The sequence below is a fragment of the Clostridium sp. CF012 genome (genome assembly GCF_018861755.1).
Lineage (GTDB): Bacteria > Bacillota > Clostridia > Clostridiales > Clostridiaceae > Clostridium_AD.
The window spans coordinates 12472-24146 of sequence record NZ_JAHLEF010000003.1; the positions used below are offsets into that span (position 1 = coordinate 12472).

13 protein-coding genes are annotated in these 11675 nt (G+C 32.3%); 2 read left to right on the top strand and 11 right to left on the bottom strand.

All coding sequences use genetic code 11. From position 1 onward, the window contains the following. The first annotated feature begins 171 nt into the window (after positions 1 to 171). A complete protein-coding gene (locus KPL50_RS04315) occupies positions 172 to 939 on the top strand; it encodes a DeoR/GlpR family DNA-binding transcription regulator (RefSeq protein WP_216297226.1) in 768 nt (255 codons plus the stop codon). 45 nt (positions 940 to 984) lie between these two features. On the opposite strand, the gene KPL50_RS04320 is transcribed toward KPL50_RS04315, so the two are convergent. The 11 genes from KPL50_RS04320 to hypF all read right to left on the bottom strand — a co-directional run bounded on the left by KPL50_RS04320 (position 985) and on the right by hypF (position 10776). Continuing rightward, positions 985 to 1176, bottom strand: a complete 192-nt coding sequence (locus KPL50_RS04320; RefSeq protein WP_216297227.1) for a hypothetical protein — start codon at positions 1174 to 1176, stop codon at positions 985 to 987. Positions 1177 to 1197: 21 nt separating this feature from the next. Continuing rightward, positions 1198 to 1599 (bottom strand): hypothetical protein, encoded by a 402-nt coding sequence (locus KPL50_RS04325; RefSeq protein WP_216297228.1) that lies wholly within the window; start codon positions 1597 to 1599, stop codon positions 1198 to 1200. Between the two features lie 212 nt (positions 1600 to 1811). Beyond that, entirely contained in the window at positions 1812 to 2480 is a 669-nt protein-coding gene (gene hypB / locus KPL50_RS04330) for a hydrogenase nickel incorporation protein HypB (protein ID WP_216297229.1), read from the bottom strand. A gap of 99 nt (positions 2481 to 2579) precedes the next feature. Further along, entirely contained in the window at positions 2580 to 3980 is a 1401-nt protein-coding gene (locus KPL50_RS04335) for a nickel-dependent hydrogenase large subunit (protein WP_216297230.1), read from the bottom strand. A gap of 69 nt (positions 3981 to 4049) precedes the next feature. Next, positions 4050 to 4883, bottom strand: coding sequence for a hydrogenase small subunit (locus KPL50_RS04340; RefSeq protein WP_216297231.1), 834 nt, complete (start codon positions 4881 to 4883; stop codon positions 4050 to 4052). A gap of 146 nt (positions 4884 to 5029) precedes the next feature. After that, the gene (gene hypE, locus KPL50_RS04345) at positions 5030 to 6037 is read right to left on the bottom strand and encodes a hydrogenase expression/formation protein HypE (RefSeq protein WP_216297232.1); all 1008 of its coding nucleotides are present in this window, start codon (positions 6035 to 6037) and stop codon (positions 5030 to 5032) included. Then, positions 6038 to 7144: a hydrogenase formation protein HypD gene (hypD, locus tag KPL50_RS04350; protein WP_216297233.1), complete on the bottom strand. Its 1107-nt coding sequence runs from the start codon at positions 7142 to 7144 to the stop codon at positions 6038 to 6040. Further along, positions 7131 to 7355 carry a HypC/HybG/HupF family hydrogenase formation chaperone gene (locus KPL50_RS04355; protein WP_216297234.1) on the bottom strand — a complete coding sequence of 75 codons (225 nt, stop codon included), beginning with the start codon at positions 7353 to 7355 and terminating at the stop codon, positions 7131 to 7133. The genes hypD and KPL50_RS04355 overlap by 14 nt, the downstream gene beginning before the upstream one ends. A 35-nt stretch (positions 7356 to 7390) precedes the next feature. Beyond that, on the bottom strand, positions 7391 to 8059 hold the full coding sequence (hypB, locus tag KPL50_RS04360; RefSeq protein WP_216297235.1) for a hydrogenase nickel incorporation protein HypB: 669 nt from the start codon (positions 8057 to 8059) through the stop codon (positions 7391 to 7393). A gap of 3 nt (positions 8060 to 8062) precedes the next feature. Then, complete coding sequence (gene hypA / locus KPL50_RS04365; RefSeq protein ID WP_216297236.1) at positions 8063 to 8404, bottom strand: hydrogenase maturation nickel metallochaperone HypA; 342 nt, start codon at positions 8402 to 8404, stop codon at positions 8063 to 8065. Positions 8405 to 8487: 83 nt separating this feature from the next. After that, positions 8488 to 10776: a carbamoyltransferase HypF gene (hypF, locus tag KPL50_RS04370; RefSeq protein WP_216297237.1), complete on the bottom strand. Its 2289-nt coding sequence runs from the start codon at positions 10774 to 10776 to the stop codon at positions 8488 to 8490. A 367-nt stretch (positions 10777 to 11143) separates the two neighbouring features. On the opposite strand from hypF, the gene KPL50_RS04375 reads away from it, so the two are divergent. Next, a complete protein-coding gene (locus KPL50_RS04375) occupies positions 11144 to 11647 on the top strand; it encodes a GNAT family N-acetyltransferase (protein WP_216297238.1) in 504 nt (167 codons plus the stop codon). Positions 11648 to 11675 lie beyond the last annotated feature (28 nt).

An 11675-nucleotide genomic window follows, 5' to 3' on the forward strand; every position in this document is an offset into this window, starting at 1 on the left:
TTGTGAACATACATGACAATTTCCTTATTAATTTTCTAATACTTCCTTGTATATTGTCATGATTTATGATAAGTTGTTTATATATTATGAGCACGAAAATAAATAGACTAGTATTTTGCATGTTATTTATTTGAATGTGCCACAATAAAAAAACTATGTTAGGGTGATCTTATGCTACCAAGTGAAAGACAAAATAAATTTTTAGAATTACTCTCAACAAAAGATGTGGTTACAATCTCTGAATTTATGGGTGAGTTTGATATATCTATAGAAACAGTTAGGCGTGACTTATCTATTTTAGAAAAACAAAATAAAATAGATAAGGTATATGGAGGAGCAAAGATTAAAGCTGCAACCTTCGGTGAGTCAACTATGGAGAATAGAATGACTAATAAACTGCTACAAAAGGAATCCATTGGCAAGAAATGCATTGAATTTATAAATGATGGGGACTGTATTTTTATTGACAGTGGTTCAACCACGTATCATATTGCAAAGCACATTATGAATAAAAAAAGGCTAACCATAATAACCAACTCCATTCCAGTTTTAAACCAATTATTAAATAGCGAACATGAAATTATTATAATTGGTGGAAAGGTAAGACATAATGAGAGATCTATAGTATCCTATGACTATATCTTTAACTTTTCACAACTGAACATTCAAAAGAGTTTCATTTGTGCTGGTGGAATTACAATTGAAAATGGAATTTCTGATTTTAACATGCAGGAAGCACTAATAAGAAAGACTATTATAGAGAGATCTAGAGAAATATTTGTATTAGCTGACAGTAGCAAATTTGGTAGAGATGTAACAATCAATATTGCTCCAATTAGCAAAATTAATTATATTATAACCGATTCTAATTTATCCAAAAGTACTATAAATAATTTTAGTAAATTTAAATCAAAAATAATTATAGCTGAAGATTTTTAAAATCTTCAGCTATTTTTGTGATATACAAGATATTCTTCTGAAATATTAATTTCCTTTTGCTGAAAATGCAATTGACTTGAACATACTATTAATGAGCAATGTTTTCTTTTTAGATCTCTCAGCAATCTCTTTTTCATATAACTTTTCTGCTTCATTTAAAACTTCATCATCAATTGTGTACTTACATGTTCTTTCAAGTACCTCAAGTAAAATTTCTTCTGGTAAACAAGTAATCATTCTAATCCGCCCTTTCATAGGTTATATTGCTCTTTTTAAGTTTGGTTGATTTTCGTTGTTAGCTCTCAGAGGATAATGACAATGGGCTGCCTTATACGCTTTTTTTTGATGAATTATCACCTCTTCACCAAAAAGGGACTTTATTTCATTCAGATACCGAGTATCTATCTTCATTTGTTTGAAACTAAACTCATTGATAATTTTCAAAAATCTATCTACTTCGTTTTGAAAAACTTTAGCAAAAAAAGCATTTTCCTTATTACCATCGCAAATTAATATTGGATTTAGTTGACTTTCATTAATAAAAGCTTTCAATTTATATATACTTCTTTTGTTCCTCCCTATAAAATAACCATAATTAATGTAATTAGGATCGTCATCTTCCGGGAAAATCACATTATACAACAATTCTTCTTCTCTCATTTTAATCCTCACCTTTCTAATAAATTATTAGATTAATAAAACTAAAATTTTTAAAATTATTTTATAAAATTGTATCAGTTTCAATTATTTTAACAGTTCATTGTAAAGAACATGTTATAAATTTGTTCTGAATTAGTTAATAATTAATATTTTAATAAATAAACTCCCAGTTTTCACTATGATCTCAGAGATCATAACGAAACTGGGAGTTTTTATTCGTGTCTATATATTTTTTTCTTTACCTCCTCCAAAATCCATTCACTTAGTTCATCTATCCCTTGGTTTTTGGTACAAGAGGTTCGAAAAATTCTCGCCTTATTATTTATTAGTTTAATATCTCTATAAAACTCATCTTCTTTAAAATTCGTAAGTCCAATTAAATCACTTTTATTTAAAATTATCGCTGTGCTTTTTTTAAACATCAGTGGATATTTTAAAGGCTTGTCATTACCTTCTGTCACACTAAGTACGCAAATCTTTATATCCTCACCAACTTCAAAATTTGCCGGGGATACTAAACACCCCACATTCTCTATAATAATGAGATCAATCTCTCTTAAATCAAAGTTCAATGATGCTTGCCTTATCATGCTTCCTTCTAAATAACAGGGTCCTGCAGTATTAACTTGTACTACTGGAACTCCCATGGCTTCAATTCGCTCTGAATCTTTAGTTGTATATAAGTCGCCTTCAATTACCGTCATGTTTAAGTTTTGTTTAAGCTTTGGAATTAACCTCTCTAGTATAGATGTTTTACCAGACCCCGGAGCACTCATCAGATTTATAACAAATATGCCCTCTTCATCGAAAAGATTTTTATTTTCCATATGAATCTCTTCATTAGTATTTAACATATTAACGCAAATTTTCAATTCACCCATTTCATTACTCTCCTTCTATTGTATGAAAGTATAGCGCATATTTTATTAGGTATTTTGAAAAATAACCGGTAATCATTACAATTACTTATTTCAAATATCTTAAGTAATGTTTATATAAAAAGGCTCACCAAATTCTGTATTAACATGGGTAGCACAAGATATACAAGGGTCAAAGGATCGCACTATTCGCCCTATCTCCACAGGATTTTTAAGGTTTTGAATTTCAGTGCCAATTAGAGCGTACTCAAGAGCTCCATGCTGCATTTTTTCGTCTATAGGCGAAAGATTCCAAGCAGTAGGAGTTACTATATCACAATTTTTTATAACCCCTTTTTCTATACTAGTCCAATGTCCGAGTGCCCCCCTAACAGCATCACAAAGTCCTATCCCCTGTGCACTCTCTGGAATAGCATATTTTTCCTGTACTGCAGGTATTGGCTCTATTGCATCAAGTATTATAAACATTTTTTCACAAAGTTTTTTCCCTTCGAGCACTCGAGCCATAAGCCTATCCATGCTGGATATACTATTTTTATAGGAACCTGATAAAATCATGCGAGCAAGTGGTCCAACCTGTACAACTTTACTTTTATACCTAGGTGATTTGATAAAGGTATAGGCTCCCGGCTTTTTAACATCTGTTTCAGATGGAAAATCTGATGGAACCTCACTAGCTTTAGAACCTTTATACCAAGAAAATGCTGAACTCTCTGTTATCGCCTTTGAATCTAAAGAAGCTACCTCACCATCAATATAGCTTGAAGGTTGTACATACTGCATCTCTTTATTTTCTAAATCATGAAATAATCCGTATGTTAAAAGATTTCTTGGCCCACCGCCAATTTTAAAATACTCTGGATAATAATCAGCTATAATATTTATATCTTCAACCATATTTCCGCACATAAATTCACTTATAGAATGTAGTATGGATTTCAGTCTCATTATTTTAGAAGCATCCATGTTTGCTGTGGTGCCACCCACAAATACACCATGGTTATGTGGTACTTTTCCACCTATAAGAGCTATAATTTCATGTGCAAGACGACTACATTCTAACGCCTTCACATAATCATTATTAATTTTTTGTGTGTATTTCTCGGATAGTCTAAAATCATAATCTAAATTTGCTGGAACCACTGCTATATTCACATAATCCGGAAATACAAAAATACAAATTTGCCTAATGATATTTTGAAGATACTCAGCTCCATGTGCAAGATTTCTGATTTTTACTCCATTGGCATTTGGCTTCACCTTTAGAGCATCTTCTAGTGCTAGACTTGCTACTAAGCCATGTGACGTAGAACATATACCACATATCCTTTCAGTAAAATATACTGCATCTAATGGAGAGCGGCCTATTAACATTTTTTCAAAGCCTCTAAACTGAATACCACCGCTTTTGGCATCTACTATTGTATTTTTTTTTATTTCTACTTCTATGCTTAAAGGTCCCATAATTCTAGTTATAGGGTCTATAGTTATTTTGGTAGTCACCTAAATCACCTCACTATGGAATAAATTTGAACTATCAATTGTTGTCTACCTTTAATCCTTAAGCCTCCCTCAATACTTAATAAAAGGTTCAGTACCATCCGGGAAAAATTCGCTTGCACAACCTATACAAGGCGTATTAGCCTCTACTGGCCAGTTAATTCTTGAATTCCATAATCCAAGCGGACAGTAAGCTTTTGTAATAGGTCCTCTACATCCAACCTTCAGCATGCACTCTTTCTCTCCTAACTTACCTGCATATATTTTATTATCAAAATATGAGCGTCTTGGACAATTAGTGTGGTTGCTTTCTTTAAAAAACATTATTGGACGACCTTTCTCATCTATTTCAACCTTTTTATTAAGAATAATGCTAGCTATAGTTCCCATAACCCACAGTGGGTTTGCTGGACAACCAGGAATATTTATTACCTCACGTCCAAGGAACTCGCCTAAACTTGTGCACCCTGTTGGATTAGGTCTAGCAGCAGATATTCCTCCAAAAGAAGCACAAGTTCCAATAGCTATTATAGCTTTTGCTTTCTGCGCTGCTAGATTAATAGCTTCTGCTGTAGGTACCCTCCTCCCCTTATAGGTAGCAAAAATGTTATAGAAACCCTCTTCCATATTAGTTAGGGCCCCTTCTACTCCTAATATAAAATTAGTATTTAAAACTTCTAAGAATTTTTCATATGCGACTTCACCTTCTGCTTTCATAAGGCTAGGGCTAAATTTCAAATCAACCATTTCTTGCATAAAATAAAGAACATCTGGTTGATCTGCATTAAGAAAAGAAATTATATTTCCCGTACAACCATTAGCTTCCATCCATACAAAATTAATCTTTTCTGCCTTTCCTCTATGAATTTCATCTAATGCACTCTTTATAAGCTTTCTTTCATGCAAAATACTCCCCCCTATCTATCCTTCCTTAATGTATATTGAAAAATCCTTTTTATTATGTAACATTTAGCACTAAATATTCATTCTCAAAATAAATAAGGCAAGAGTAACCTACTCCCGCCTCTAATTTAATTATCTTCTTAGGATTACTAACATATTCTTGGAAGCTGAATCCCAGATGGCATATCAACTAGTCTTTTTCCACCTACTACTGTATTTACATAAACTTTTTGTCCCAATTCCCCAGTAACTTTTCCAATAATTACAGCATCGAAACCCAGCGGATGCTTTCTCATTGCATTAAGTACCTTCTCAGCATAAGCTTCTGGTACAAAGGCACAAAGTTTTCCTTCATTAGCAATATATAATGGATCGAGTCCTAGCATCTCTGTGGCACCTTTTACTTCTTCTTTTAAAGGTAAATTATTTTCTTCAAGGGCTATAGTTACGTTGCTAAATTCACTAATTTCATTAAGTACTGCCGCTAGCCCACCTCTTGTAGCATCACGAATAACATGGATCCCCTCATATGCTTCAAGCATTGTGTCTACTAGGGAATTCAAGGAGGCACAATCGCTTTTTAAATTTCCTTCGAATCCAAGTTTATTTCTTTCACATATTATTGTCATTCCATGATCACCTATCGTACCATTTAAAATGACGATATCTCCCACTCTTGCATTGGCACAATTAATATTAACATTATCATAAATCCTACCAATACCAGAAGTATTAATAAAAATTCTGTCCACATTGCCTTTTTCCACAACCTTTGTGTCTCCAGCCACAATTTTCACACCTGCATTGCTAGCTTCTTCTGCCATAGACTTCACAATTTCTTCTAATTTCTTTATAGAGAAACCTTCTTCAATAATAAAAGCGCATGTTAGGTAAAGTGGCCTTGCTCCACTTACGGCTAAATCATTTACAGTACCGCAGACTGCTAATTTACCGATATTACCTCCATTAAAAAATATTGGATTTACTACAAAAGAATCCGTAGTAAAAGCAAGTCTCGCAAAATTTATATCTATTTGAGCTGCATCATTCATTTGATTTAAAATATAATTATTAAAATATTTTAAAAACACCTCATTAATTAATTTATTAGTTTGTACACCGCCACTTCCGTGACTTAGGTTTATAGTGTCACTCATTTAGAAGTCCTCCTGTTCTTTAATGACTTTGTGGTATCTATAATATGCAGCGCAGGTACCTTCTGATGAAACCATACAGGAACCAATTGGATTTTCTGGGCTGCAAAGTTTTTTAAAAAGCGTACAATCTGTTGGTTTAATTTTACCTTTAAGTATTTCTCCACATTTGCAGCCAGGACTACCATCATATTCTTCATAATCTATTTTAAAATGCTTAAGTGCGTCAAACTCTTCATACTCACTATTAAATTCCAGACCACTTTTAGGAATTCTACCAATTCCTCTCCAACTACTATCAACAATATTAAACGCATTATTTAAATATTCTAAAGCAATTTGGTTTCCCTCAGTTTTAACTACTCTTTTATATTCATTCTCAATTCTATATTCCCTTTTGCTTATTAAGCTTACTAATGTATTTAAACCTTGAAGTAAATCTATAGGTTCAAACCCTGTAACTACTCCAGGGATATTATAATCCGCGCTCAAAAATTCATAGGGTTTCGTACCAATGATTGCACAAACATTACCTGGTAATAAGAAACCATCAATTTTTAATTCCTTATCTTGAACTAAAGCTTCCATGACTGGTGGAACTATTTTGTGAGCTGTAAAAAAAAATAGATTACTTATATTATTTTTTTTAGCCTCCATAACGGTAACCGCAGCCATAGGAGCGGTAGTTTCAAAACCTATTGATAAGAATACTACCTTTTTAGAAGGGTTTTGTGAGGCAAGCTTAAGACAATCCATAGGCGAGTAAATTATTCTTACATCTGCACCTTCTGCTTTTCTATTGCTGAGGGAACCTTTTTTCCCAGGAACTTTCATCATATCTCCAAAGGTTGCAATAATTACATCCTTTTCCTTTGAAAGCGATATGGCGGTATCTATATAGCTCTGAGGTGTGACACAAACAGGACAACCTGGACCTGATATCAGATTTACATTTGGAGGAAGTACGTCCCTAATACCATATCTAAATATTGCCATAGTATGGGTACCACAAACCTCCATAATATTTATCTTTTCAATAGAAATATTATTTAATTTATAAGCGAGTTTTTTGGAGTATTCATTGCTTCTAAATTCATCAACAAATTTCATTTTGAATAAACTCCTTAATAATATCCAAGGTTATTTTTGCTTCTTCTTCATCTATCACTTGTATTGCACAGCCTGCATGTACAAGTACATATTCGTTCACTAAAGCCTCTGGCACGATATGCATAAATACTTCAATTTTCATATTCCCAATCTCTACAATACCTTTATTTCCGTCTATTTTTAAAACCTTTCCGGGAACTGCTATGCACATTCAAGTTCCTCCCTTTTTACTTAAAAATATTGAATTTATTTAACCTTTATTTTTTTATTTTCTATTTTACTCATTAACCAGAAGCATATTTCATCTATACCAGAATTTTTAACACATGATGTTTCAAAGATATCCACATTAGCATTTAGTGATTTTATATCTCTGTAGAACTCTTTTTTATTAAAATCGGTGTATTCTATTAAATCTAATTTGTTTAAAATAATTGCACCACTTTTTTCAAACATGAGTGGATATTTCAAAGGTTTGTCATTCCCTTCTGGGGTACTCAAAACACAAATTTTTATATCCTCACCAATTTCAAATTCTGCAGGGCAAACCAGATTACCTACATTTTCTATTACAAGCAAATCTGTCTTATCAAGGGTTAATGCATTTAATGCATTTTTTATCATTTCCCCATCCAGGTGGCACGCTCCTCCAGTATTAATTTGAATTACTGGAACACCGAGGACCTCTATTCGCTCAGCATCCTTAGTAGTAAAAATATCTCCTTCAATTACCGCAATATTTATATCATTTTTAAGCTTTGCTATTATTCTTTCAAGTAAGGAAGTCTTTCCTGAACCAGGTGAACTCATTAGGTTTACTACATAGATGCCTTTTTCATCCAATAATCTTTTATTTTTAGAGGTTATCTCATCATTTTTTTGAAGAATATTCGTAACTATCTTTATTTCACTCATATTTTAATCTCCTTCTATAGTATTTATATATAGTTCATATCCACGAATAATATTTGAACAAAATTTCTTACAGCATGGACAAAGTTTATTAAAATGGTCAATAGGGAATTCTTGCATGCAATCCATGCATTCAGCTACAGCACTTACTTTTTCTATTTCTAAAGTTGAGCCTTCAAGCATAGTATCAATTATGCAGATCTTAAACGCAAAATTTAAGCATTCTGACATAACGCCAGATAACTCCCCTATCTTTAACGATACCTTGGTAACTTTAGTTAATCTATTTTCAATTGCTTTTTCTGAAACTATTTTAATAACATTTTGAATTATAGATACCTCATGCATATTTATCTCCTAATTAATTTACAATTGCTCTTTTATTAGTATATATGTGAAATCTTTATATTAAATGTTTATGCTTGTATTTTTTACTTGTTTTCAATTAAATTATTATCAATTAATGCATTAGCTATAATTATTTGCCCAATTGCTACGCCTCCATCATTACAAGGTAATTTCTTATGAGTATAGACTTTAAAATTATTATGTTTGAGCTTGCAACATATTTTCTTAAGTAAAAAAGAATTTTGAAAAACCCCTCCACTCAACACAACTTCATTTATATCTGAGTCTTGTCTAACTCGCACGCACATACTCACAGTTAAATTCACTATAGTATTTTGAAATTTTGAAGCAATAATCTTGCCTGATAAACCTTTTGTTTTATCATTTATTGCTCCTATAATTATTTCATATGGCTCTATAATATACATATCTTGTTTTATTACATTATAATTATATGAATCTTCAATACTCATTTCTGATATAGCCTCAAGCTCAATAGCCGCCTGTCCTTCATATGTAACTAGATCAGTAATCCCGATTATATTTGCCATGGCATCAAAAAGTCTACCCATACTTGAGGTATCTGTACAATTAATGTTTGAATTTAAAATATTAATTATATTTATACCCTTATTACCATATAATTCAAAAATTCTATCATAAACTTCCTTTTTAATGTTGTTTATACTTAAATACTTATAAAGATAGGAAACTGCCATTCGAAATGGTTCTTTAATGGCTTTTTCTCCTCCAGGCATTTTAATATAATCAAGATGAGCTACTCTTGTAAATTCAAGGTAATCGCAAATTAAAAACTCACCACCCCATATTTTGCCGTCGATGCCATACCCCGTTCCATCAAAACAAACTCCAATAACTTTTTCTTCAAGCTTGTTTTCAAACATGCAACTAACTACATGAGCATGATGATGCTGTACCGCAATCCTAGGCAAATCATATTCCAAAGCGTATTTAGTTGACATATATCCTGGATGCATATCAAAAGCTATAAATTTTGGAGAAAAAGAAAATATATTTTTGAAATGTTCAATATTTTTCTTGTAATGTTCATATGTTTCTAAATTTTCAAGATCACCATTAAATTGGCTTAAGAACAAAAAGCCTTCTTTACTAATACAGAAGGTATTTTTCATATTGGAACCACAGGCTAAGATATTCCTAATATCATTGTATATAAAAGGTTCAGGTACAAAACCCCGAGCTCTCCTTATGATTATTTGTTGTTTATTTATAACCTTTAATACAGAATCATCAACTGGAACATGTATTTCTCGGTTATGCATGAGAAAATAATCCACAATACCTGTAAGGCCAGATCGGGCAGAATCGTCTTTATACTCTATGGGTAGGCCATTAACATTTGCACTAGTCATAATAAGCACCTTAAGTTTTTCTGAAAACAGTAAAACATGAATAGGTGTATATGGAAGCATTACTCCTATTGTTTTCTGATTAGGTGCAATTTCTTCTGATAAATTATAACTTTCCTTTTGATCTAGAATAAGGATTGGTTTTTTAATTCCAGTTAATATCTCCTCTTCTAACTGGTTAACCCTGCAATACTTCTTTACTGTTTCTATGTTCTTCATCATAACTGCAAGAGGTTTAAAGGGTCTTTTTTTTCTCTCCCTTAAATTATTCACGGAGGTCTCATTCATTGCATCACATGCAAGATGAAAACCACCTAACCCTTTTATGGCAAATATTTCCCCTTTCAAAAGCATGTTTTGGGCGAAACTTATAGGCTCTTCTATTTCTAATCTATTACCTTTAAAATCCTCTATCCAAAGTTCTGGGCCACATGACCCACAGGCATTTGGTTGTGCATGAAATCTTCTATTTGTAGGATCTAAATATTCACTATTGCACTGCTTACACATTTTAAAATCTTTCATAGTAGTTTTTCTTCTATCGTAAGGTAATTCTTTTATTATAGAAAACCTGGGCCCACAATTTGTACAATTTGTAAAAACGTATCCCCTTCTCCTATTATATAAATTTAGTACATCTTCTACGCACTCACTACAAGTAGCTATATCTGGCGATATTAAAGTGATTTTATCAAGACTTTGTTCACTTTCTTTGATTGTGAAATTCGAATAATTTAATACTTTATCAGCTTTCATAGTTATCTTTCCTATTCGAGAAAGAGGTGGAGGATTATTTTCAAGAGCTTGCATAAATTTATCTATATCTTCCTCAAATCCCTCAACATCTATATAAACTCCTTCTGAGTTATTATTAACCCAACCCTTTAACCCAAAAGCTTTTGCTAAATTATATACAAATGGACGGAAACCTACTCCTTGAACTATTCCTTCAACTACAATAAAATTCCTCATTTTCTCCATAATACAACGCCTTTCATATATTTCCCAAGTTTTAATATGTACTATATCTTATTTCCTATTATATTCATATTAATTCCTATAATTACCTTATGATTAGTATATATGAACCCCATAGGCACTACGCTCTAAAATTTCACTATCCAAACCCCTTATTAGTGCACAAGACATCAATCTTAGGACAATCATTAAGATACCTTTAGAAATATGTATATAGGAGTCCTATTAGTACACTTATATTTTATTTACGTTTTTACTTGTGATATAATAAAATGGCATGGTAATGGTATCCAAAGGTCTATAATTAGACTTTTAGATAAACAATTATTAGTTTTTTCTTTCGAGAAATAAATGGCAGAGGGGTGTTATTTTGAAATATAACTTAAGAAGGATAAAGTCCTATGACATTGACAGTATTTGGTCACTAATTGAAAATTTAAAAGTAGAGGGCGCTGAAATAACCTTTACAGAACTTATAGCAAAAGAAGAGGTCTTGAATTTTGTAGATAATCCAGCTCAACTTTCCTATGTTGCTGTAACAACAGATGAGCCATCCCGTGTTTTATGCCTTGTTAGAGGTAGACGTGATATGACAGAGGAAAAATCCCATGCTGTATTTTTAACAGCAGCCACCCACCCAGATGCTCGTGGTTCAGGTATTGCTGCAGAACTGACCAATTATGGTTTAGATCAGATGAAGAAGGCCGGAGTTAACATAGCAAGGATTTATGTGTACAGCAACAATCAAGCTTCCTTAAACGCTGTAAAAAAGCTAGGCTTTGTACATGGAGGAACTGTTTTAAGGCATCATAAAGACCCGTGTACTGGTGAATACGTTGACGATTTAATCTTTCACAAATTACTGGATGCTTGAGATATAATTTCTGCTTCCTATTTATTAA

Bases quoted from the DNA above. Each gene is read 5' to 3' on its own strand.
- hypB (WP_216297235.1), bottom strand. From the start codon at position 8,059: ATGAGTGAAATAAAGATAGTTACGAATATTCTTCAAAAAAATGATGAG.
- hypF (WP_216297237.1), bottom strand. From the start codon at position 10,776: ATGGAGAAAATGAGGAATTTTATTGTAGTTGAAGGAATAGTTCAAGGA.
- hypB (WP_216297229.1), bottom strand. From the start codon at position 2,480: ATGGGTGAATTGAAAATTTGCGTTAATATGTTAAATACTAATGAAGAG.
- hypE (WP_216297232.1), bottom strand. From the start codon at position 6,037: ATGAGTGACACTATAAACCTAAGTCACGGAAGTGGCGGTGTACAAACT.
- KPL50_RS04315 (WP_216297226.1), top strand. From the start codon at position 172: ATGCTACCAAGTGAAAGACAAAATAAATTTTTAGAATTACTCTCAACA.
- KPL50_RS04355 (WP_216297234.1), bottom strand. From the start codon at position 7,355: ATGTGCATAGCAGTTCCCGGAAAGGTTTTAAAAATAGACGGAAATAAA.
- KPL50_RS04325 (WP_216297228.1), bottom strand. From the start codon at position 1,599: ATGAGAGAAGAAGAATTGTTGTATAATGTGATTTTCCCGGAAGATGAC.
- hypD (WP_216297233.1), bottom strand. From the start codon at position 7,144: ATGAAATTTGTTGATGAATTTAGAAGCAATGAATACTCCAAAAAACTC.
- KPL50_RS04320 (WP_216297227.1), bottom strand. From the start codon at position 1,176: ATGATTACTTGTTTACCAGAAGAAATTTTACTTGAGGTACTTGAAAGA.
- hypA (WP_216297236.1), bottom strand. From the start codon at position 8,404: ATGCATGAGGTATCTATAATTCAAAATGTTATTAAAATAGTTTCAGAA.